The sequence below is a fragment of the Clostridioides sp. GD02377 genome (assembly GCF_045899875.1).
Lineage (GTDB): Bacteria > Bacillota > Clostridia > Peptostreptococcales > Peptostreptococcaceae > Clostridioides > Clostridioides difficile_A.
Genome location: NZ_JBJODA010000001.1, coordinates 148,494 through 173,608 on the forward strand (window position 1 = coordinate 148,494; position 25,115 = coordinate 173,608).

Genomic DNA, 25,115 nt, shown 5'->3' on the forward strand with positions numbered 1-25,115 from the left:
ATCTTAAAAATTACAAGAGGTCTAATTTTCAATTTTATAGTTTTTTATATACTACACTTCCATTATTATAGGAAGTATCATTGGATTTCGTTTAGTTTTTTGATATAAATATTCTTTTAGGTTTTCTTTAATGTTATTCTTTAAATAAGCCCACTCTTTAATATTTTTCTCTTCACATTCATTTAGGACATTCTTAATTATATCTTTTGCCCCATCCATTAAATCTTCTGACTCTCTTACATATACAAATCCTCTAGAAATTATGTCTGGACCTGCTAAAACTTTACCTTCATCCTTAGAAATAGTTACTACAACTATCATAAGACCATCTTCTGATAAATGCTTTCTATCTCTTAAGACTATGTTACCTACATCGCCTACACCTAATCCATCGACTAATATGTTTCCTGTTTGTATACGATTTGCTACTTTAGCAGAATTCTTATCTAATTCCAAAACATCTCCTGTTTGCATGACAAAAATATTTTCTTTGTCCATACCAAGTTGTTCAGCTATCTCAGCATGTTTTTTTAACATTCTATATTCACCATGAGCTGGCATAAAAAACTTAGGTCTAACTAATGCATGTATAAGTTTTAATTCTTCTTGACAGGCATGTCCAGAAACGTGTATATCAGCTATGTCGCTATAAACTACTTCTGCTCCCTTTTCAAATAAGAAATTGATTACTCTTGATATTAATTTTTCATTTCCTGGTATTGGATGAGCAGATATTATAACTAAATCGCCACTCTTTATCTCTACTTTTTTGTGCTCTGAAAAAGCCATTCTAGCAAGAGCTGACATAGGTTCACCTTGTGAACCAGTTGTTATTATCACTAACTCACTATCTTCATATTTGCATATATCATTTAAATCTATAAGCATATCATCAGAAATATCTAGATATCCTAATTCTTTTGCAACTCCAACTACATTGACCATTGAGCGACCTGATATAGCAACTTTCCTATTGAACTTTTCAGCTGTGTTTATTATTTGTTGTAATCTGTGTATGTTGGATGCAAACGTAGCAACTATGATTCTTCTGCCATTTCCCTTTGCAAATAATTCATCAAGACCTACTCCAACAGTCTTTTCAGACATAGTAAATCCTGGTTTTTCTGCATTAGTACTATCAGCCAGCATTAAAAGTACTCCTTTTTTGCTTAACTCACAGAGTCTATGCATATCCATAACATCACCATCAATAGGAGTCAAATCAATCTTAAAGTCTCCTGTGTGGTATATTATACCTTGGTCTGTGTGTACTGCAATAGAGTAAGCATCTGGTATACTATGATTATTTTTCAAAAACTCTACTTCCATGTTATCAAGTTTTATAACTTGTCTTGGAGTTATGACATTTAACTTAACATTATTCATCTTATGCTCTTTAAGTTTCACTTGTATAAGACCTATACTAAGTCTTGCTCCATACACAGGTACATTTATCTTCTTTAATATATATGGAAGAGCCCCTATATGGTCTTCATGTCCATGTGTAATAAATATACCCTTTATTTTATCCCTATTTTTGACTAAATAAGTTATATCTGGTATAACTATATCTACCCCTAACATTTCATCTTCTGGAAAACTAAGTCCAGCATCTATAACAATTATTTCATCTTTATACTCAACAACAGTCATATTTTTTCCAACTTCGTTAAGTCCACCTAAGGCCATTACCTTTATCTTATTGGTGTTCTTTTTGAACAATTGCATCATCTCCTTCTGTCTATTTAATTTTTTAACACGTTCTACAATCCTAAATAATATCAAATCACGCACTCGCTACCAGTTATTCTTATTGTACCATAATTCGTATCATATTTTAAGCTATATTTAAAATACATTTAACGTATTATTTTGACAAACCTATTTTATTTTGATATCCTCTAAATATTATATGATTTAATATCGGATATTTTAGGAGGATTTATGCGTGGTAAAACTCATTGTGCAATAGGAATCTTAACAGCTATCCAAACGTCTTTAATATTTAAAATTCCTATATCTTTAGTTGACATTTTAGTTTCAGCTACTTTTGCCGTACTGCCCGATTTGGATAAATCTAATTCTATGGTCTCAAATTTCATTCTAAAAAACAATATATCCAAATACATATATAGAATTTTTATATATGCTGTTAATATTATTATTTTCTTTATTTCAATAAATATAAATGATAATTTTTATTTAAGTGCAATAATTACATTTATTGCAATTATAATTATTGAAGCAAAATTAACACATACGTTTCTTAGAAAAGTTTTTCTATCATTAATATTTATACTATTAGCTATATGCTTATACATCATAGAAGTTGAAATATATTTTATAATTTTTTGTCTAATGTTGTCAATTTTTCCCTGGCTGAAGCACAGAAGTTTTTCTCATAGCATATTTGCAACTATAATAATATATTTTTTACTAAAACAGATAGAATTAATCACTAGTATTAATAATTTATCTTTTTATGGGACTCTTGGTTATGCAAGCCATATGTTTTTAGGAGATTTATTTACAAAACAAGGAATACCAATTTTTTATCCATTAAGTGAGAAAAAAATTTCTTTAGGCTTTTTAACTGTTGGAGGTCCATTCAGTAATTTTATAGAAAAATCATTTATTTTCATCCTTATAGGATTAATTATATTTTCAGTATTAAAATTATAAATACTTTGAAAACTATATATTTGTATATCATAAGCAACTCATAATAAAAAATGGAAGAATAGCATAGAATATAAAAGTTCTATACTATTCTTCCATTGACATTAAGCAATAGAAGGTTATTCTTCTGAGTCGCTTATTCCATTACACTCATCACATAGTCCATAAAATTTAACATCATGATCAAGTATTTTAAATTTGTACAATGATTGTATCTCTTTTTCTATATTGTCTAAAAGGTCTTCTTTAGCTTCCATTATCTTTCCACAATTTTTACAAATAAGATGATGATGATTATGACAGTCTTCTTTATGTAGACTAATCTCATATCTTATACATCCATCGTCTAAGTTTAGTTTTGATATTAACCCTATTTCATCCAACAACTGCATTGTTCTATATACAGTAGCTAAACCTATTTCAGGACAGTCAACCCTAACCAAATCATAGATTTCTTCACTACTTAGATGTGAATGGTCATGTTTAAGCAATATTTCAACTATTGCTCTTCTTTGTGGCGTAATCTTAAAACCAGTTTCTTTTAACTTGTCTTTTAATAAATCCATTGTGTTTGCCATAACATCACCCTTACTATTTTCAATTGATAATCTTTATTAAATAATATTGTAATTGATAATTCATTTTTTGTCAAGACATTTGAAAAAATTTAATTTATTCTCACAATATAAATATATACCCATAAAAGATATATTATTCACCAAAATCCATAAATTTTTTAATATTTTTAATAAAAACAAAAAAACAGATATATACTATAAATGCTTTTACAATTAATAAATCTTAATTAAAGCAAAAATAATAAATACCTGAATTTTTGTATACAAACTTAACTTTCTATCTAGTTAAGTCCATTTGAATCATCTTCATCATAATTTAAACCTTCTTCTTCCATTATAGCTGTATATACAGCTACAACAGTTTCATACTCTTCATCACTTTCTAAAGGTATTAATATTTCACCTTCTTCGTCCTCATCGATTCTAAAGATTAAAGCTTCTTCAGCCTCTTCATCATCTAAAGGCATTAATATTGCATACTCTTTTCCTTCTGCTTCTAATGTTAATATTATTTCAAATTGGCTTTCAACGCCATTTTCGTCTATTAAATTTATTATATTTTCTTCCATAATGTCATTCACCTCAAATTTATTTTTATTTTTATTATTTATATTATATATCATAAGTATTCAATTTTATAGCTCTTTTATGAATTTATTTTAAAATCTAAATATCCTTGCAAAATTATTACTGCGGCTAACATATCTATAACCTTTTTTCTCTTTTGTCTACTTACATCTGCCTCTAATAGAGATCTCTCCGCTGCTACTGTAGAAAGTCTCTCATCCCAGAAATCTACATCAAGACCTGTTTCTTCTTTTATTAATTCACAAAACTTGATTACTTTTTCTCCTTGTGGACCCAAAGTTCCATTCATGTTTTTTGGCAATCCTGATACAATTTTATTTACTTGCTTTTCTTTTATTATTGCTTTTATTTCTTCAATATCTTTTTTCTTTCCAACTCTTCTTATCGTTTTTACACCTTGTGCTGTTAATCCCATTAAATCACTCACAGCAACTCCAATAGTTTTATCACCAACATCAAGCCCCATTATTCTTCCGTCTAACATAATTCCTCCTTTGTTTATTTATATTCTACAAGTTAAATACATATTATCAATCATAAAAATTGCAATATGATTTTTTGATGTAAGCTATTCAGTTTACATTAGTAATCATATTGCATTTTTTATTTAAATAATATATAAACAGTAAAAAATTCTTTAGTTATTTTTTTCAAATATTATCATATTTATACTTATTATTATAAGTGGTATAAGTATATATATAGATGCTGTAGATGCAGCAACTATACCAGAATCGTTAACTAAAAGAGTAATTATACAACCAACCATAGATGCAATAAAACCTTTAAATAATATTGGGAAGTTGTTCATTATCTTCCTAAAGTGTCTAGATGGTTTGAATATAAGTACTGCAATTACTCCAATTCCTACAAGTAAAATATTTACCCATACACTTGTCTGTGCTAATTGCATATTCATTTGAATTTTTCTTCCAAATGTCTGTAATATCTCTCCTGGCCCATTTAAGAAAATTCGTTGTACAAACATACCTAAGTGAGATTCACTACCTGAAACTATATCTAAAGCTGCAAATGCACAAACCACAACCACAGTTGAAATAACCAGTAATATAACTTTCTTAAAATCTATTTTAATATCATATATAAGCATTATAAACAATAAATATGCTACACATTCTGATATAGCTCCACCAACATTTGCACCCATTGAAGGATATGCACTAGTTATAAGTATTATTAATGAAAAAATTACAACAAGTAACTTAGATACCTTCTTGTAGTGTAATAATACTGCTAAACCAAATACTGCACTTGCAATAGTTACACCTTCATATTCATTCCCTACACCATAGTATCTAGCTCCAATAACAGCATCATAACTCATTATATTATTTTGCATTAAATATGTTCCAAATACGGAATCTATAACTATGACTAAAATAGTAAGGGCCGCAAAAAATCCCATGTGTTTTATATCATTGTCTTTAAATAATTTTATACCCAGTAAGTACAATATTAATGTAGTAGCAAATATCCCTAAAGATATTGAAAGTGGAGTTTTAAAATTCATCAAAGGAGCTAACATAAATGATAGTGGCATTATTATACCTAATTTTATAAACTCTTTAAGTACTTTGAATACACGCTCTTTATGTGGCATATAATTTCTAAAGAAAACTGCAAACATTGCAATTACCCAAGAAGCAGATATTACTCCTACAAATCCATTTATAATACTTGACCTTATTGAAGATATAGATACTATCCTTTCATAAAGTGATTTCAGATAACTAGCATTGTCTTCTTTGTTTACCAAAGAGTAACTTCTACCTACCATCTCTTTATTCTCAAGACCAAATTCATTTAATATATCTACTCCAACATCTAGATTCGCAACAATTCCAGCTTTTCTTGTTGTTGCAGATTCCAATAGACCTTTCCCTTCTCCACTAAATTTTATTATTGGAGAAAGTCTTCTTTTATTTTTATAATCTAAATCGCTTGGAAACGCACTTGATATATAAACAGTGTCATTTTCTCCAACCATAGAAAATACTTGTTCAAGATACTTATTTATATTTTTTACAATGTTTTTCTTCATTGTAGAATAAGTATTATCATTTAGATTCAATCTATACATATCTAATCTATATGTATCTCCAAGTTCCACAAATATAGCATCACTATTATTATAAGATTTTTTAGTCTCATCTAATAACTTATTGTAGTCTGTAGACATTCCAAATGGCATTTTAGAATCTTTTTTATTAATATCATCAATATTTCCTGAATCAATTCTTCCGTATTGGTCCATAGCAACTAAGCATAGATTTCTATTTTTAATTACTTGATTATTTTCAATGATATCAGAGTTTCCAATCACAGATGTCTTTAGGCCATTTTCTGACAAAGTTTTTCCTAATGACCCTAAGTTTGCTCCATATTCTCCAGACTCAAGATTTTCGTTTATTGATTTATTAATACTTAAATCATTTATTTCTTTAGCTTTTTGACCTGTTGCAACTTCAAAAACTTTAGCAGTATCTTGGTCTACTTTTTGAAAATTGATATAGTCTTCAGTAGTCACATTAGCTCTTGTTCCTGCACCCATACTTGCATAAGACCTTCTATCATCAGTACCTTGATCCCCTCTTATATTCATGAGAGCTATATAGCCTCTCTTTTCTAACTCGTTTTTTAAGATTGGAATATTCATCATACTTCCAAGATTAGTCCTATTCATATCAATAAATATAACCTTGCCTTTTTTTTCAGCAAAACTATAGCTGGCAGTCGATACAAAAATCATAATGACTACTGCAAACAATGACATAATCTTTTTTCTCATTTATTTGACCTACTTTCTATTCAGATAGTGCGTGATTACTTCTTCAAGTATCTCATCTCTTTCAAATTTTTTAATTATAGCTCTTGCATTTTTGTGACTAGTTATATAGCTAGAATCACCAGAAAGGAGATACCCTATAATTTGATTTATAGGGTTATATCCTTTTTCAACTAGTGCTTTATATACAAAATCAATAGTGTCTCCTACACTCATTCTATCCTCTGGTATCCCTTCAAATTTCATAGTGTAGTCTAAGTCTTTTTCCAAATTAAAAACCTCCTTAAGTGAATGTTATTTAACTTGTGTCTTAATAACCTCACTTGCATAGCTTAAAGCTTGGTCAACCTTAGATACATCACTAGCTCCTGCTTGTGCCATATTAGGTCTTCCACCACCTTTTCCTCCAGCTATTTTTGCAACTTCTCTGACAATATTACCTGAATGTATTCCCTTGTCTAATACATCTTTAGTGGCAGTAACTACAAAGTTAACTTTATCATCTACTACATTTGCTAGTACCACTACACCAGAACCAAGCTTATCTCTTAAATTATCTGCTGTTTCTCTTAGTGTATCCATGTCCATACCTTCAAATTTATTAGTTATTAAATTAACTCCATTTACTTCAACTTTAGAATCAAAAATAGAATCAGCTGATTGTAAACTCATCTTAGCTTTCATATCATGTAATTCTTTAGATAAATTTTTATTCTCTTCCAATAAAGAGCTTATTCTTTGAATTAAATTATCTTCCTTAGATTTTAAGTTTACACAAACTTCAGAGATAATTCCATCTCTTTCTTTTAGATATTCATAAACAGCTTTTCCTGTTATCGCTTCTATCCTTCTTACACCTGCTGCTACCCCACCTTCAGATAATATCTTGAACATTCCTACTTGAGAAGTATTTGTCAAGTGAGTTCCTCCACAAAGTTCTGTAGAATAATCTCCCATAGAAACTACTCTTACCTCATCACCATATTTTTCACCAAATAGTGCTGTAGCTCCTTTTTCTTTAGCTTCCTTTATATTCATAATATCACATTTTATGTCTAAAGATGATAAAATAACATTATTTACTTTTTCTTCTATTACTTTTAATTCTTCATTTGATATAGCTTCAAAGTGAGTAATATCAAATCTAAGTCTTTCTGGAGTAACTAAAGAACCAGCCTGATTAACATGGTCTCCTAATACTTCTTTTAATGCCTTATGAAGTAAATGTGTAGCACTGTGATTTCTTGCAGCTGACATTCTAATTTCTCTGTCTACTAGTGTCTTCACTTTATCTCCATTGCTTATTTTTCCTGATTTTATTATACCTATGTGTTTTATACTATTATTAGCTCCTTTTTTAGTATTTAGTACTTCTACAACTAAATTTTCATTAGTTATTAATCCACAATCTCCAACTTGTCCTCCACCTTCAGGATAGAAAGTAGTATTGTCTAGTACTATAGATACCTTATCGCCTTCTTTTGCACTTTGAACTAACTCATCATCTTTAACTATAGCTTCAATAGTTCCTTCGCCATATATTTCACTATATCCATTAAATATACTATCAACTGTAGTTTCTAATTTTGATAGAGGGTCTTCTTTCCAGCTTTCTCCATCCATATTTCCTCTAGCATTTCTAGCTCTTTCTTTTTGTTTTTCCATTTCTTCATTAAAAGCTTCTTCATCTACAGATAAATGTTCTTCTTCTAAGATTTCCTTAGTCAAGTCTATAGGGAAGCCATAAGTATCATATAATTTAAAAGCTTCTTGACCACTTAAAACAGTTTTTCCTTCACTTTTTAATACTTTTATATAAGAGTTTAATATTTCTGTTCCTTGGTCTATAGTTTCATTGAATTTTTCTTCTTCTATACCGACTACTTTTTTAATGTAGCTTTCTTTCTCAACTAAAACTGGATATGCTTTATCATTTACTTTTATAACTTCATCTATTAGCTTTTGTAAAAATAATTCTTTTACACCTAATAATTTACCATGACGAGCAGCACGTCTAAGAAGTCTTCTAAGGACATATCCTCTTCCTTCATTTGATGGAAGTACTCCATCACTAACTAAGAATGTTACAGCTCTTATATGGTCAGTTATTATTCTTAGTGAAATATCATTTTTTGGATTCTCTCCATACTTTACTCCAGTTAGTTTCTCAACAGCTTCTAATATAGACTTAATTGTATCTACTTCAAAGATAGTATCAACACCTTGCATGATACATCCCATTCTTTCAAGACCCATACCTGTATCTATATTTTTACTTTCTAATAAGCTATAGTTTCCTTCTTCATCTCTATCAAATTGAGTAAATACATGGTTCCAGAATTCCAAATAGCGGTCGCAATCACACCCTGGTTTACAATCTGGATTATCACATCCATACTCTTCTCCTCTATCAAAATAAATTTCTGAACAAGGACCACAAGGACCTGTACCTATTTCCCAGAAGTTATCATCCTTACCAAGTCTGACCATTCTTTCTTCTGGGAAATTCATTTCTTTTGCCCATATATCATAAGAATCATCATCTTCTTCATATACAGTCACCCATATCTTATCTTCTGGGATATTTAACCATTCTGTAACAAATTCCCAGCCCCATTTGATTGACTCTCTTTTAAAGTAATCTCCAAATGAGAAGTTACCCATCATTTCAAAGAATGTAGCATGTCTTGCAGTTATACCTACATTTTCTATATCTCCAGTTCTTATACATTTTTGAGATGTACACATTCTTACATTTGGAGGTACTTCTACACCTGAAAAATAGTTTTTCAAAGGTGCCATACCTGAATTTATAAGTAATAAACTCTTATCATTGTTTGGTACTAAAGAATAACTATTTGCCACATAATGACCTTTTGACTCAAAAAACTCTAAAAACTTACTTCTTATTTCATTTAATCCCATCTTTTCCATATTATGTTCCTCCTAATAAATTTTATTTTTTCGTTTAAATAAAAAACCTCGTCCCTATAAATAAATTTATAGGGGCGAGGACAATCGCGGTACCACCCTAATTATCATAAAAATTATGATATCTTCGGAAAACCTTAGCTATAACGTAACTACCGTCAATCTCTACTTATATCTTCTTTACATAAGATAAATTGTTCAAGATTGCTACTAAAAGGCTGCTTCAAATATTATATTCTAAGGGCTTCCAGCATTTTCCCTCTCTCTGTAAGACATCAAATATTTTACTATTCCTCATCACTGTATTTGCTTTTTAATTAATATACTAATTATATTACTAAATTTTACAAAATTAATCAATACTATATTTTCATATACAATAAATTTATTTTATAAACTTTATTCCACTTTAATATACTTTATTATTTATTTTTTAAATTTTTTAGATGTTTTTATAAACTTTTCTCGATTATTCCTCCACCTACTACAATATCTCCATCATACATTACCACAGATTGACCTTTAGTAATTGCTCTTTGAGCTTCATCAAAAACTATTTTAATAGTATCTTCTCCTATTTTATGAATAGTTGCTGGTGATGGTTTTGCTGAATATCTTATTTTTGCCTGAACTCTTAATGGTTCTTCTAATTTATCCATTGATATAAAGTTAACATCTTTTGCAATAAGTTCTTTTTTGAACAATTCTTCATTGTCTCCAAGAACTATAGTATTATTTATTGGATTTATATCTATTACAAACATTGGCTTTCCAAAAGTAATTCCAAGTCCTTTTCTTTGACCTATTGTATAATATAGTATACCTTTGTGTTTTCCAAGTATATTGCCTTTAGTATCTACAAAAAAACCTTCTTCAATACGTTTTTTAGAATGTTTTTTTACATAATTTGCATAGTCATTATCTTTTACAAAGCAAATTTCTTGACTGTCAGGCTTATTGTGAACTGCCATGCCCATTTCTTTAGCAATTTCTCTTACCCTATCTTTTTCATAATCACCTATTGGCAATAAAGTATGTTCTAGTTGTTCTTGTGTAAGATTATAAAGTGCATAAGTTTGGTCTTTTTTATCTGTAACAGATTTTTTTAGCAAATATCTTCCTGTACTTTCATCCTTTTCTATCTTTGCATAGTGACCTGTAGCTACATAATCACAACCTATTTGTCTGGCTTTTTTATAAAAATCATCAAATTTTATGTGCTTATTACAAGCTATACAAGGATTAGGAGTTTTTCCTTCTAAATATTCATCTATAAAATAATCTATTACTTTTTCTTTAAATACTTCTCTAAAATTTAGAACATAAAATGGTATACCTATTTTATTTGCTACTCTTCTAGCATCTTCAACTGCTGATAAAGAGCAACAACCACCTTCATTTTCAACATCGTCATCATCTTGCCACAATTTCATAGTAACACCAATGACATCATAACCTTGTTGTTTTAAAAGATATGCAGCTACAGAGCTATCCACTCCTCCACTCATACCTATCATTACTTTTTTATTCATAAACAAATTTCACCTCATCTTTTGCATTACTTATTATTATACCATATAGAGCAAGCATTGTACTTATTTAAAATATAGCTTGTTCTATTTTCCAAAAAAATAATCATCTTTATTATTTGAATCTTATGGATATATTTTGTTAACTAATTAACTTCTAAATCAATTTAAAACACTTAATTTAGGCAATAAAAAATAGCCATTTTACAAACAGCTATTTTTTATGTCCTAATTATATCATTAATACTTCTTTTAAATCATTTTAAACTTTCTCAAGATACAATCACTTATTTTTATTCTTCTTCCTCTACATCATGGTCATGAGCATCATCTATAACATATCCATCCAATTCTGGTATATGGATATTATTCTTTTGAGCATAATCTATAAGTGCTGCTTTTACAGCTTGTTCTGCTAGAACTGAACAGTGCATCTTTACTGGTGGTAAACCATCTAAAGCTTCAGCAACAGCCTTATTTGTAAGTTCTAATGCATCTTTTATAGTTCTACCTTTTATCATTTCAGTTGCCATAGAAGAACTTGCTATAGCTGAACCACAGCCGAATGTTTTAAACTTAACATCCTTTATTACATCTCCTTCTATGTCTAAAAATATCTTCATTATATCTCCACAAGTAGGGTTTCCAACTTCACCTACACCACTTGCATTATCAATTTCTCCCATATTTCTTGGGTTCATAAAATGTTCCATAACTTTATCACTATATTGCATTATTTTTTCCTCCTACTCAATTTATGTCTATTTTTTATGCTTTATCTCTCTGTCTATTTTACTAAGCCTTGTTTCTTTGCATCATCATAAAGTGGTGACATACTTCTAAGTCTCTCTATAACATTTGGTAAATTTTCTAATATATAATCTATATCATCATCTGTTGTAAAATCTCCAACTGTAAGTCTTAATGAACCATGTGCTATTTCATGTGGTAAACCTATTGCAAGAAGTACATGTGAAGGGTCTAATGAACCAGAAGTACAAGCAGAACCACTTGAACCAGCAATTCCTAGCATGTCTAATAATAAAAGTATTCCTTCACCTTCTATAAATTGGAACGCAAAGTTTGCATTTCCTGGAAGTCTATTTTCTAAACTACCATTTATTCTTGTATAAGGTATTCTTTCTAACACACCATCTATTAGCTTATTTCTAAGACGAGTTAAAGTCTCTACATGATTTTGCATATTTGCTTTAGCTAATTCTGCTGCTTTTCCATATCCAACTATTGCAGGTATGTTCTCTGTACCAGCTCTTTTACTTTTTTCTTGCGCTCCACCATGAACAAAGTTATGAAGTCTTACACCTTTTCTTATGTATAAAGCTCCTACTCCCTTTGGTCCATAGATTTTATGTGAAGACATGCTCATTAAATCGATTCCTAGTTCCTTAACATCTACTGGAATATTACCTGTAGCTTGTACTGCATCAGTGTGGAATAATATCTTATGTTTTTTAGCTATTTCAGATATTTCTTTAATAGGTTGTATAGTCCCTATTTCATTATTTGCAAACATTATACTTATAAGTATAGTAGTATCTTTTATTGAATCTTCTAATTGTTTTAAATCTACTTTTCCTTCGCTATCAACATCTAAATAAGTTATTTCAAATCCGTGATGTTTTGCTAAGTATTCACATGTATGAAGTATTGCATGGTGCTCTATTTTTGAAGTTATTATATGATTACCTTTATTTTTATTAGCATAAGCTACACCTTCTAATGTCCAGTTATCACTTTCTGAACCACCAGCTGTAAAATACACTTCACTAGGTTCAGCATTTATAAGGTCTGCTACTTGCTCTCTTGCTTTATCTAAAGCATCTTTTGCTTCTCTTCCGAATGTGTGAAAACTAGATGCATTCCCAAAATAGTCTGTTAGGTATGGCATCATTGCATCTAATACTTCTTTTTTAACAGGTGTTGTTGCAGAATAATCCATATACAATCTTCTTTTTTCCATTACATTCATCTCCAAATCTATTTTTTAATATTTGTTATATCATTTTCTAATTTATTTTTGTTATAGTCATTTATCATATCTTTTAGAGTAATTGAATCTATAACATCTTCTATACCCTTTTTCATCTTTTCCCAAACTATTTTTGTTACACACATGTTTGAGTTTTCACATACATCTTCATCTAGTACACAGTCAGATAATGCAACTGGTCCTTCTAATACTACAAGTATGTCACCTACTGTTATGTCTTCAGCATTCTTTGAAAGCAAATAACCTCCTTGAGCACCTCTTACACTTTTTACTAGACCTGATTTTTTTAAAGATGAAAATATTTGTTCTAAGTACTGATCTGATATTTTCTGTTTCTTAGCAATAAATTTTAACGACACTGGTCCATTATCTTGATTTAATGCTAATTCAAACATTGCTTTTAATCCATATCTACCTTTAGTAGACAACTTCATATATTATCACCTCTATATAGAAATCTAATTCATACTGATTTAGTAGGAATTACTTTCAACATCATTTTATTATACCCTACTAATTTTGTCAAGATTAATTTGAAATTTTTTATTTTGAATAAATCCCCCATTTTCCAATGTTCTCAAATCCTAGTTTTTTATATATCTTTCCAGCTTCTTCATTATCATAAAACAAACAAGGTATTTTATTTTCTCTTAGGAGTTCTGAACACAGTTTAATAAGGCACTTTGTAGCAAGTCCTTTGGCTCTATACTTTGGATGTGTCCCTACTCCAATTATCATTGCATGAGTCTTATTTTCTGAAGTACTCTTTGCCATGGATACTACTTGTTTGTTAATCTCTATACAATATCCTCTACCTGTCCTCAATCCATTTTTTAAATTATCTAAAGTAGTGCTGTGAAATTCATCTATCAAATCATAAAGCCTTACTGTCTTTTTAAGATTACCAAGCCTAATTTTTTTAATCTTTTCATTACAGTTATTATTTACCAAGAATTTTCTAGTTTGAAGTTTACAAAAATCAACTATCTTTAGATTATTAAGTCCTAATCTTTTTGCTAATGCATCCACAGCACATATTTTCCCAGAAATTTCTTCATAATTGGTATTACAAAGTAGATTATAAAAACCTTCAACATCATATTCTCCATCAGAATAAAACATCATAAACTCAAAATATTTAAGTAATACTGCCCTTATTTCACCCTTTTCATCTATGTCTGCCCATATATTTAAAAAATTATGTCCATATCCATATCTTTCAATGTCACCTATTATAAACAAATTGTACTCAGGTTCTCTTTTTAAGTATTTCATAACTCTACTATGATAAGTTGAATTAAGCTTTATAATCATAATATCTACCCCCGATACATAAAGTCCAGTTTAAAAATCACTGTCTAGATATTCTAAATATTTCTTTATATTTTTTTCAGTTTTATTTTCTTGTGGTATGTAATAGATACTATCTTTTATGCTATCTGGTAAATACTGTTGCTTTACATAATGATTTTTAAAGTTATGAGGATATTTGTATCCACAACCCCTACCTATATCTTTAGAACCAGAATAATGAGCATCTTTTATACTATTTGGTATGTCCTTAACAAACTCTTTATCTAAGTCCTCCATAGCTTTCATTATTGCCATACATGCAGAATTAGATTTTGGAGATGTAGCTAAAAGAATAGTAGCTTCTGCCAATGGTATTTTTGCTTCTGGAAATCCAAGTTGCATAGCCGAATCTACACATGCCTTTACAATCATAATAGCATTTGGATAAGCTAGACCTATATCTTCACTAGCTATTACTAAAAGTCTTCTACATATACTTATCAAATCTCCACCTTTTATAAGTCTTGCTAGATAATGTATAGACGCTTGTGGGTCACTTCCCCTTATAGATTTTTGGAATGCACTTAAAATGTCATAATGACTATCACCATTTTTATCATAATTTATAATCTTATTAAATGTAGATGACTTTATTACATCTGAATCTATGTGAGTTATATTATCTTTATTTGGTTTGGTTGAATAAACTACCATTTCCAAAATATTCAAAGCTCTTCTCATATCTCCATCAGAAAGAATAGCTATATCTTCAATCGCATCCTTATTACATTCAATATCCATATAACTATCTTCATTTAATACTTCAATAGCTCTTTCCAAACCTTTTTTTATATCAAACTTCTCTAAAGGTTTAAACTCAAACACAGTAGACCTGCTTAAAAGAGCTTTATACACATAATGGTATGGATTTTCTGTGGTACTAGCAATTAAGGTTATACTTCCATTTTCCATAAATTCTAATATTGATTGTTGTTGTTTTTTATTAAAACTTTGTATTTCATCTATATATAACAAAACTCCATTTATATTATTTATACTTCCAAGTTCTGATATCACCTTTTTTATATCTTCTAGAGATGAGTTTGTAGCATTTATTTTGTAGAAATTTTTATTGCTTTTTTCTGCTATTATTTCTGCCACTGTGGTTTTTCCAACACCTGGAGGACCAAAAAATATCATATTTGGCAAAAAATTAGATTGTAATATCTTAGACAATATTTTGCCATTACCTATTATATGACTTTGACCTATTACATCATTCATTGTTTTTGGTCTTATTCTATCTGCTAAAGGCATATCCTCACTCCTTTTTTGATTAAAATACTTACTCTATAATTATTTCAATAATTCGTCTAAAAAAGGTATCTATTTGAAATAGATACCTTTTCTAATCTCAACCTATAAAATATAGATTATTGATTGTTTTTTAATTTTTTCAATTCATCTGTAAGTTTATCATTAAGTATTCTTATATGAGTACCTTTCATACCTAATGATCTTGATTCTATCACACCTGCACTCTCAAATTTTCTAAGTGCATTTACTATTACTGATCTAGTTATACCAACTCTATCAGCTATCTTACTTGCAACAAGTAAACCTTCTTTACCATCTAACTCAGCAAAAATATGCTCAACTGCTTCAAGTTCGGAGTAGGACAGAGTACCTATTGCCATTTGAACTACAGCTTTCTTTCTCATTTCTTCTTCTAATTCTTCGCCTATCGCTCTTAATATTTCTAAACCAACAACAGTTGCACTATATTCAGCTATTACTAAATCATCATCATTAAATGAAGCTGAATATCTCGAAAGTACTAATGTTCCTAGTCTTTGACCACTACCTAAAATTGGTACTACTGTGGTATATTTTTGTAATCTTCCATGTTCTTCTGGGAAAATTTCTAATATCTTTTCACCATTTAAATTTTCTAATGTCTCATCAATCTTTAACACATTTTGAGTATATTCATCTGAAAATTTCTTTTGTTTAGTATACTCATCTTCTATAACTGAACTGTCTTGAGCATCATTTAAATGAAGACCTAGTACTTTACCTTTTGCACTTACTACATAAACATTAGAATTTAAAACATCTCCTAATGCTCCGGCCAGTAAATCAAAAGAGACACTACTTCCACCACTTGTTTGTAATGTTTTATTTATTTTCCTTGTTTTTTGTAACACTTCACTTGCCATTTAATCATCTCCTCATGAAATTTGGGCCTTTTAATAACCTTTTATATTTTCTAATATTATTTTCATTTATAACGAAAATTTATTTTTTATATTAGTTGTTTACACTTGAAAGATTATCATAGATTGGAACCTTTTTCAAGAGAATTATGTGATTTTTTTCAATTTTCACTCTTTTCCGTCATTATGCTCTTTTGACTCTTTGTTACATTCTTTATTAGAACATACTGTTTTTGTTTCAGATTTAGTCACTTTTTCAACCATATATGAACCACACTTCTCACAGAACTCTCCTGTTGGCTTATTCCAAGCTACAAAGTCACAGTTTGGATAATTAGAACATCCATAAAAAGCTTTACCTCTTTTGGATTTTCTAAGTATAATATCTCCTTCTTCACATTTTGGACATTTAACACCAATTTTATTCATAATTGGTCTAGTTGTTTTACAATCAGGATAGTTTTTACAAGCCATAAACTTTCCAAATCTACCATATTTTATAACCATATTAGAACCACAATTTTCACATATTTCATCAGTTTCTTCATCCATATTTATTTTTTCTATATTTTCAAGTGCTTCTTCTATAGCTTCTTTAAGTGGAGCATACGATTCAGATACAATCTCTTTCCAATCTGTATTCCCTTCTTCTATAACATCAAGTTTACTTTCCATATCAGCAGTAAAATCTACATCTATAAATTTATGAAAATTATTTTCTAAAATATCAGTAACTATTATTCCAAGTTCTGTTGGACATAGGCTTGTTCCTTGCTTTTCAACATATTCTCTATTTAATATAGTAGCTATTGTTGGAGCATACGTACTTGGTCTACCTATACCTAGTTCCTCTAGTGTTTTTACTAGACTAGCCTCTGTATATCTTGCTGGTGGTTGTGTAAAGTGTTGGTCTGGTAATATATTTTCTATATTTAATATATCTCCCTTGTCTATACTTGGTAAAATTTTATCTTCTCTTTCTGAAAAATTGTATACTTTAGTATAACCATCAAACTTCATTTTTGAACCAGTTGCTTTAAACACAAGGTCTCCTATTTTACATTCTACATTTAATATATCGAATACTGAATCCTCCATTTGACTAGCCACAAATCTTCTCCAAATTAAATTATATAACTTGTACTGGTCTTTGCTCAGTGAAGCTTTTATACTATCTGGTGTTCTGTCAACAGAAGTTGGTCTTATTGCCTCATGTGCATCTTGGACTTTTTTAGTATCTTTTTTTTCTTTTTTATCACTATTATTTTTATAGTAATTTTCTCCTAAATTACTTACTATATAACCTTCAGCCTTTTCTCTTGCCTCATCAGATATTCTCTTAGAGTCAGTTCTTATATAAGATATAAGACCGACAGTACCTTCACCTTCTATGTCTATACCTTCATATAATTCTTGTGCTATCATCATTGTCTTTTTAGTAGTGAAAAATAGCTTATTTGCCCCTTCTTGTTGAAGCATACTTGTTGTAAATGGTTTTGGAGCTGATTTACGTCTTGATTTAGATTCTATCTTCTCAACTTTTAAATCTTTTCCTTCCATTTCTTTTAATATTTCATTTACAGCTTCTTCATTTTCTAATTCAATTTTTTCATCATTCTTACCATAAAATTTTAAAGTTATATCTTTGTCTTTTGCTGTCTTTGCTTCAACATCTATTGTCCAATATTCTTTTGGAATAAATGCTTTTATTTCTTTTTCTCTATCACAAATTAATTTTGTTGTAACAGATTGCACTCTACCTGCACTAAGACCTTTTCTAACCTTTTGCCACAATATAGGGCTTATCTGATAACCTAGAAGTCTGTCTAATACTCTTCTTGCTTGTTGTGCATCAACTAAGTTTATATCAATATTTCTAGGATGCTTAATTGCTTTTTTAATTGCATCCTTAGTTATTTCATTAAACTCTATTCTACAATCTTCAGATTCATCTAAATTTAGTATATGAGCTAAATGCCATGATATAGCTTCACCCTCTCTATCAGGGTCAGTTGCTAGATAGACTTGTTTAGACTTCTTAGCTTCTTTTTTTAATTCTTTTATTACATCGCCTTTACCTCTTATGTTTATATATTGAGGTTCAAAATTATTTTCTATATCTACACCTAATTTACTTTTAGGCAAATCTCTGACATGACCAACTGATGCTTTCACTGTGTAATGACTTTTTCCTAAAAATTTTTCTATGGTCTTAGCTTTTGCAGGCGATTCTACGATGACTAATGTTTTGGCCATAAAACCACACACCCCCACTACCTAATCTTAATTTATACATTCAAACTGTACGTTTTATTATTCATTTCTACTACTAACTCATTTAGTACTAATTCATTGATTATTGAATTTACATACTTTATTTCTATACCAGTATAATCACAAATACTATCTATATGCAAGTTTCCTTCTCTTTTTATAGCCTCAATTATTTGCTTAGACTTGGCATTTAAACTTATATTATCATATTTTTGATTTATTTTTTTATCAATAATATTAAATATGTTATATTCATTCAAAATATCATCTATATTTTCAATTAATTTTGCACCTTCTTTTATAATTTTATGACAACCTCTACTCATTTGAGAATTTATATTACCAGGTATTGCGAAAACATTTTTTCCATGTTCAAGAGCAAAATCAACTGTGATTAATGCACCACTTCTCATTGCTGCTTCTACAACCACTACTCCATCACTTAATCCGCTAATAATTCTATTCCTATTAGAAAAATGATACGGTGCTACTGTTGAGTTAATATTATACTCTGATAATAATAATCCCCCATTTTCTAATATTTTATTTGATAAATATAAATTTTGTTTTGGAAGAGGATTGTCTACTCCTGAGCCAAGCACTGCTATAGTTTTAGATTTTCCATTCATACAACCTATATGTGAGTATGCATCTATTCCTATAGCTAATCCACTTACTATATTAACCCCATACTGGGATAGTTGACAACTAATTGTTTTTGCACAACTAATTCCATAAGCTGTAGGTTTTCTTGAACCTACCATAGCTATATTAAAATTATCATTAACTAGACCTATATCACCTTTATAAAATAATAATTTTGGAGCATTGTATATATTTTTTAATTTCTCAGGATATTCTTTATCATATTGACAAATATATTTAATTGTTTTTTTATAAAGAAGTTCTTTTATATTTTCTAAATAAGCGTGACCTCTATATTTTACTATATTTTTTCTAATATTCAAGCTTATATTTTTTAAATTATATATTTCTTTTTCAGAAAAATCAAATATATCTTCAATATTTACTACTTCATTTTCTATTATTTCAATTGTTTTTGTTGTTATTCCACTAATTGATTTTAACCATAAATAGATATCTCTTTTTTCCATAAAATCCACCTCAAAAACTTATTTAAAATAACTATAATAAGCCTTTCTAAATGAAAAAGCTTCTATAATACATTGCGAATTTATTGTTTCCATCTCTTCCAAATCCGCTATTGTTCTTGCCATTTTTAAAAGTTTTGTATAACTTCTACTACTGAGATTATATTTATTAAATATTGTCTCAGCTGTTTTTGAAGCTTCTTTTTCCAATTTACAATATTTTAATAAATTAGAAGCTTTAATTTCACTATTATTTTTTATATTATCTTTCTTAAATCTATTTATTTGTATTTTTCTAGCATTTTCTACTCTTCTCTTTATTTTTTGAGAACTTTCTTCTTGTTTTGAAGAATTAAAATCAACATATTTTATAGAGTTAACTTCTACGAAAATATCAAACCTATCTAATAATGGACCTGATATTTTATTTATGTATTTATCAATTTCATTGCTCCTACATCTACATTCTATGTCTGACATATAATAACCACAAGGACATGGATTCATAGCTGCAATTAATAATACCCTACAAGGATACTTTGTACTATATTTCACTCTAGATATATTTACATAGCCATCTTCTATGGGTTGCCTTAAAGTCTCAAGTATTTTTCTATCAAATTCAGCTATTTCGTCTAAAAATAATATCCCTCTATGTGCTAAAGCAACTTCTCCAGGCCTTGCATCTATTCCACCACCAATTAAGGATTGCTTTGTAGTTGTGTGATGAGGTGCCCTAAAAGGTCTATTATCAATTATTCCTTTAGTTTCATCTATCATTCCTAATATGCTATAGACTTTACTTACTTCTATCATTTCTTCTATACTTATATCTGGTAAGATTGTCCTTATCCTTTTTGCAATCATAGTTTTTCCTGAACCTGGAGGTCCAATCATAAATATATTATGATTACCAGCTGCTGCAATTTCTGCACTTCTCTTTACAAAGTAGTTTCCTCTTACATCTTTAAAATCTTCATCATATTTACTCTCTTTTATACTATGAACTTTTGTATGTTTATAATCTTTATAGGTGTCATATCTTTCTAATTCATCATTCAAAAAAGACATTATCCCTTCTTTATCGACTTTTATTTCTTCATTTAAAACTTCAATACATTCATTTAAACTTTTAACAGGTATTATATCAATTTCATCTATAAATAAACTTTCTCTTGTATTCTCAATTGGTATAAAGATACGTTTTATATTTTGATTTTTTGCCCCTATAATAATAGGCAATATACCTCTTACTTTTCTTATTTTTCCATCTAATGACAACTCTCCTATAAACATACTTTCTTCTATGTAATTTTCATCTTTTTTTATTAATCCTCTTAAAATACCTATACTTATAGATAAATCTAAAAAAGCTCCTTCTTTTTTTATATCTGCTGGGGATAAATTTACAACTATTCTTGTATTTGGAAATTTATATCCACTATTAAGAATTGCTGATTTTACTCTTTCTCTTGCCTCTTTAATTTCTTTACTTGGCAGACCAACAATATTAAAACTAGGTATACCATTACTTATATCAACTTCAACCTTTACCAAAAAACTATCTATTCCTACTAAATTACTTGAATTAATAATACTTAACATTTTTAATCCTTTCAAAAAACTTTATATTTTTTAAAAAGCATTCATTATATGATTTACTCTCTTTTCCAATAAATAAACCTCTATAACATCAAATCTTATTGGAGTATTATGTAAATTTTTTTTCATAATATAGTACTTTGCGACCTCAATTATCTTTTTTCTCTTTTTGAAACCTACAGATTCACAAGGATATCCATACTTTATATTGGACCTTGATTTCACCTCCACAAATACAATCTCATTACCTATATTTGCAATTATATCGACCTCTCCTATCTTCAATCTGTAGTTTTTTTCTAATATCTTTGCTCCTTTTGATAGCAAATAATTAACTGCTATTTCTTCTCCAAAATCACCTTTTTCTTTATTATTCATTATTCACTCCAATACATTAAATTTTTACTTTTAAATTATTGTCAGTATACAATTTAACTATTCAATTTTTCGAAATTGATTTTATTTCCATTAATATTAATAAATACTTCTATTGACTTTATTCTTTTATGATATTATGCTAGTTTTCATAAGGAAAGTTTATTTTTATGGAGGAATGTCTTTAATGAACAGAAAAAAATTATTTATTTTTGTACGATATTTATCTCTATCTATATTACTTGTAAGTTGTTTGAGTAATTCTGGAAATACATTGTATCCAGTTATAACAATGATTATATTGTTTCTAATAATAAATAATCAAGTTAGATTTTTTTCTTTATCAAATGAGAATAAATTTATACTTATTTCTTATTTTTTAGAACTTATTTTAATTTTTATATTATGTTCATATACAAATACTTTTAATTCACTTTACTTTGTTTCTTTAATTTTGGATGCCTCATTTTTAATAAAGAAAAAATATAAATACATATTATTCTCTTTAGTTATAATATCTTCTTTTATTATTGGTTTAGATAAAAATGTATATTTAGCACTAGAATCAAGTTCCATATTACTAATTATAACTCTCCTTTCTATGTATCTAGAAAACGAGAATTTATCTAAATTATACAATCAAACTCTTTATGATAAACTCAGAGTCTCTAAAGATGAACTAAAAAAAGCTAATGCTGATTTAGAGATTTATGCAAGTTCTATAGAGGAATTAGCAATTTTGAAAGAAAGAAATCGTATATCTAGAGAAATACATGATAGTGTTGGACATTCTCTTTCTACAACGATAATCCAATTAAATGCTATAGAAAAACTCTTAAAAGACAAACCTCTCATTTCTGATTTAGTACATGAACTTAGAGAATTTGTAACTGAAAGTTTTCAAGATGTAAGAAGAGCTATATCTGAACTAAAACCTGTTGAATATGAAAATTACCAAAATTTACTTAAAATCAAAGAGCTGGTTCAAAACTTTATTAAGCTTACAAATATCGCTGTTAGATTAACAATATCAAAAAATACTTGGAACTTATCTAGAAATCAATCTATCACTTTATATAGACTTGTTCAGGAATCGCTTTCCAACGCATCAAGACATGGAAAAGCAACTGAAATCAGAATTTTTATAACATTTAATCCTTCAAATCTTATAATTACTATAAGTGATAATGGTCTAGGGTGTAACAATATAAAAAAAGGAAATGGACTTAGCAGTATTAGTGAAAGAATATATGAATTAAATGGCAAAGTTGAATTTGATAATTCTAATACTGGATTCACAATTAGAGCGTCTTTTCCTAAATTTTCAGGGGGTGATTTTTTTGAATAAAATCAAAGTTCTTATAGTAGATGATGAAAAATTAATTAGAAAAGGTCTTAAGATTATTTTATCATCTTATGACGATTTAGAAATTGTAGGAGATGCTTCAAATGGATATGAAGCATTAGAGTTTTGTAAAACAAATGATGTAGATATGGTTCTTATGGATATTCGAATGAAGGTTTGTGATGGAGTTCTAGGCACAAGACTTATAAAAGAATATGATAGCTCTATAGCATTATTAATTTTGACAACCTTTAATGATGATGAGTACATAAAAGATGCTATGAAATTTGGAGCTTCAGGATATCTTTTAAAGGATAGCTCGGATGAAGTATTACATGAAGGGATTCGTTCCTCGTTTTTTGGCAATATTGTACTCGATAAAAGTGTAGCTGAAAAAATTATGTCACCTGAAAAAACTATAGAACAAGAACATATTTCTGATATGTATAATTTAACACAAAAAGAAATATCAATAATTAGATTAATCGCAAATGGACTTAACAACAAAGAAATCAGCCAAGAATTATTCTTATCTGAAGGTACAATAAAGAATAATATTACTAATATCTTAGGTAAATTAGAACTTCGTGATAGGACTCAACTAGTTATATTTGCCTTCAAAAATAAAATTGTAATATAAATATATAGGTAAGAAATCTATACCCTAAAAAATTTCTTACTCACAAACTCATTTATAATAAATAAAAATATAAAGTGACTTAAGTCACTTTTTTTAGTGACTTATAGTAATAGAATTATGATTCATAATTCTTTATTATAGTATTATAGATTTTTAACTTATACAAAATTATTTTGGGAGGGATTATTATGGATATAGTCAGAGTAAATAATATAACAAAAAGATTTAATGATAAATTAGCACTTGATAATATCAGCTTTTCTGTTAAAGAAGGAGAGATATTTGGACTTATTGGACCAAATGGGGCTGGTAAATCTACACTTATAAATATAATTACAAATCTTATGTTACCAAATAGTGGCAACATCCAAATCAATGGTTTAGATTTGTCAAAAGATTATATAAAAGCAAAGTCTATAATAGGATTAGTTCCACAAGAATTAGCACTTATAGAAACCCTTACTCCTTTTGATAACTTAGAGTACTTTGGAGCTTACTATGGATTAAAGGGAAAATTGCTTCAAGAGAGAATAACTGAAGCCTTAGAAGTCACAGGACTTACTGATGTTAAAAAGAAAAAAGTCAAAAAATTATCTGGTGGTATGCAAAGGAGATTAAACATTGGAATAGCACTTTTAAATCATCCTAAAATATTAATATTGGATGAACCAACTGTAGGTGTTGACCCTCAATCAAGAAATCATATTTTCAATTTTATAAAAAATATATCTGAAAAACAAAAAACTACAGTAATATATACTTCTCATTACATGGAAGAAGTTGAGCATCTTTGTTCTAAGATTTTTATTATGGATGAAGGTAAAGAGATTGCTTTTGGAGATAATGATTATTTAAAATCATTAGTATCTACAAATACAAAATTAATTATGGAAATAAAAAATATAAATGCTCAACTTATATTTGATTTAAAAAATACTAAAGGTGTTATATCTATCTTAGAAAATAATTCATTATTAGAATTAGATATAGACAAAAAATTACAGCTTACAGATGTGTTATCTGTTGTTGACAAAAACAACTCAAAAATAACAAGAATATCTTATGAAGAACCTAGTCTAGAAGACGTGTTTTTAAATCTAACAGGAAAAAATTTAAGGGATTAATGGAGGTGATTT

General features: G+C 28.5%; 22 protein-coding genes and 1 other annotated feature. Of the genes, 4 read left to right on the forward strand and 18 right to left on the reverse strand.

From position 1 onward, the window contains the following. Positions 1-51 precede the first annotated feature (51 nt). Positions 52-1,728 (reverse strand): ribonuclease J, encoded by a 1,677-nt coding sequence (locus Q3304_RS00685; protein WP_074178894.1) that lies wholly within the window; start codon positions 1,726-1,728, stop codon positions 52-54. 216 nt (positions 1,729-1,944) lie between these two features. On the opposite strand from Q3304_RS00685, the gene Q3304_RS00690 reads away from it, so the two are divergent. Next, entirely contained in the window at positions 1,945-2,682 is a 738-nt protein-coding gene (locus Q3304_RS00690; protein WP_054269779.1) for a metal-dependent hydrolase, read from the forward strand. A 116-nt stretch (positions 2,683-2,798) separates the two neighbouring features. Here Q3304_RS00690 and Q3304_RS00695 read toward each other — a convergent pair whose 3' ends face one another. From Q3304_RS00695 to Q3304_RS00775, 17 genes are all read right to left on the reverse strand, one after another. Continuing rightward, positions 2,799-3,257 carry a Fur family transcriptional regulator gene (locus Q3304_RS00695; protein WP_021384065.1) on the reverse strand — a complete coding sequence of 153 codons (459 nt, stop codon included), beginning with the start codon at positions 3,255-3,257 and terminating at the stop codon, positions 2,799-2,801. A gap of 281 nt (positions 3,258-3,538) precedes the next feature. Further along, a complete protein-coding gene (locus Q3304_RS00700; RefSeq protein WP_021384007.1) occupies positions 3,539-3,826 on the reverse strand; it encodes a DUF1292 domain-containing protein in 288 nt (95 codons plus the stop codon). A 77-nt stretch (positions 3,827-3,903) separates the two neighbouring features. Then, entirely contained in the window at positions 3,904-4,329 is a 426-nt protein-coding gene (gene ruvX / locus Q3304_RS00705) for a Holliday junction resolvase RuvX (RefSeq protein ID WP_054269778.1), read from the reverse strand. A 153-nt stretch (positions 4,330-4,482) separates the two neighbouring features. Then, the gene (locus Q3304_RS00710; RefSeq protein WP_407814613.1) at positions 4,483-6,654 is read right to left on the reverse strand and encodes a hypothetical protein; all 2,172 of its coding nucleotides are present in this window, start codon (positions 6,652-6,654) and stop codon (positions 4,483-4,485) included. A 9-nt stretch (positions 6,655-6,663) separates the two neighbouring features. Next, the gene (locus Q3304_RS00715) at positions 6,664-6,921 is read right to left on the reverse strand and encodes an IreB family regulatory phosphoprotein (RefSeq protein ID WP_003419418.1); all 258 of its coding nucleotides are present in this window, start codon (positions 6,919-6,921) and stop codon (positions 6,664-6,666) included. A gap of 24 nt (positions 6,922-6,945) precedes the next feature. Then, positions 6,946-9,585 carry an alanine--tRNA ligase gene (gene alaS / locus Q3304_RS00720; RefSeq protein ID WP_407814614.1) on the reverse strand — a complete coding sequence of 880 codons (2,640 nt, stop codon included), beginning with the start codon at positions 9,583-9,585 and terminating at the stop codon, positions 6,946-6,948. 67 nt (positions 9,586-9,652) lie between these two features. Continuing rightward, positions 9,653-9,892 (reverse strand) — a binding site (T-box leader). A gap of 142 nt (positions 9,893-10,034) precedes the next feature. Further along, on the reverse strand, positions 10,035-11,114 hold the full coding sequence (gene mnmA / locus Q3304_RS00725; protein ID WP_176702473.1) for a tRNA 2-thiouridine(34) synthase MnmA: 1,080 nt from the start codon (positions 11,112-11,114) through the stop codon (positions 10,035-10,037). 290 nt (positions 11,115-11,404) lie between these two features. Next, complete coding sequence (nifU, locus tag Q3304_RS00730; RefSeq protein ID WP_054269774.1) at positions 11,405-11,845, reverse strand: Fe-S cluster assembly scaffold protein NifU; 441 nt, start codon at positions 11,843-11,845, stop codon at positions 11,405-11,407. A gap of 53 nt (positions 11,846-11,898) precedes the next feature. Then, positions 11,899-13,092, reverse strand: coding sequence for a cysteine desulfurase NifS (nifS, locus tag Q3304_RS00735; protein WP_054269773.1), 1,194 nt, complete (start codon positions 13,090-13,092; stop codon positions 11,899-11,901). Between the two features lie 17 nt (positions 13,093-13,109). Beyond that, a complete protein-coding gene (locus tag Q3304_RS00740) occupies positions 13,110-13,556 on the reverse strand; it encodes an Rrf2 family transcriptional regulator (protein ID WP_003419409.1) in 447 nt (148 codons plus the stop codon). A 109-nt stretch (positions 13,557-13,665) separates the two neighbouring features. Then, positions 13,666-14,436 (reverse strand): GNAT family N-acetyltransferase, encoded by a 771-nt coding sequence (locus Q3304_RS00745; protein WP_054269772.1) that lies wholly within the window; start codon positions 14,434-14,436, stop codon positions 13,666-13,668. A gap of 30 nt (positions 14,437-14,466) precedes the next feature. After that, complete coding sequence (locus Q3304_RS00750; RefSeq protein WP_407813356.1) at positions 14,467-15,732, reverse strand: replication-associated recombination protein A; 1,266 nt, start codon at positions 15,730-15,732, stop codon at positions 14,467-14,469. A 116-nt stretch (positions 15,733-15,848) separates the two neighbouring features. Continuing rightward, entirely contained in the window at positions 15,849-16,634 is a 786-nt protein-coding gene (codY, locus tag Q3304_RS00755; RefSeq protein ID WP_021384027.1) for a GTP-sensing pleiotropic transcriptional regulator CodY, read from the reverse strand. A gap of 165 nt (positions 16,635-16,799) precedes the next feature. Then, positions 16,800-18,887, reverse strand: a complete 2,088-nt coding sequence (gene topA / locus Q3304_RS00760) for a type I DNA topoisomerase (RefSeq protein ID WP_054269770.1) — start codon at positions 18,885-18,887, stop codon at positions 16,800-16,802. A gap of 32 nt (positions 18,888-18,919) precedes the next feature. After that, positions 18,920-20,020: a DNA-processing protein DprA gene (gene dprA / locus Q3304_RS00765; protein WP_167640540.1), complete on the reverse strand. Its 1,101-nt coding sequence runs from the start codon at positions 20,018-20,020 to the stop codon at positions 18,920-18,922. An 18-nt stretch (positions 20,021-20,038) separates the two neighbouring features. Beyond that, on the reverse strand, positions 20,039-21,622 hold the full coding sequence (locus Q3304_RS00770; protein WP_407813355.1) for a YifB family Mg chelatase-like AAA ATPase: 1,584 nt from the start codon (positions 21,620-21,622) through the stop codon (positions 20,039-20,041). Positions 21,623-21,652: 30 nt separating this feature from the next. Beyond that, the gene (locus Q3304_RS00775) at positions 21,653-21,997 is read right to left on the reverse strand and encodes a YraN family protein (RefSeq protein WP_407813354.1); all 345 of its coding nucleotides are present in this window, start codon (positions 21,995-21,997) and stop codon (positions 21,653-21,655) included. A gap of 184 nt (positions 21,998-22,181) precedes the next feature. On the opposite strand from Q3304_RS00775, the gene Q3304_RS00780 reads away from it, so the two are divergent. From Q3304_RS00780 to Q3304_RS00790, 3 genes are all read left to right on the forward strand, one after another. Further along, positions 22,182-23,342, forward strand: coding sequence for a sensor histidine kinase (locus tag Q3304_RS00780; RefSeq protein ID WP_407813353.1), 1,161 nt, complete (start codon positions 22,182-22,184; stop codon positions 23,340-23,342). Then, entirely contained in the window at positions 23,335-23,979 is a 645-nt protein-coding gene (locus Q3304_RS00785) for a response regulator transcription factor (protein WP_223152560.1), read from the forward strand. The genes Q3304_RS00780 and Q3304_RS00785 overlap by 8 nt, the downstream gene beginning before the upstream one ends. Before the next feature lie 188 nt (positions 23,980-24,167). Continuing rightward, positions 24,168-25,103, forward strand: a complete 936-nt coding sequence (locus Q3304_RS00790) for an ABC transporter ATP-binding protein (RefSeq protein WP_054269764.1) — start codon at positions 24,168-24,170, stop codon at positions 25,101-25,103. Positions 25,104-25,115: the final 12 nt, after the last annotated feature.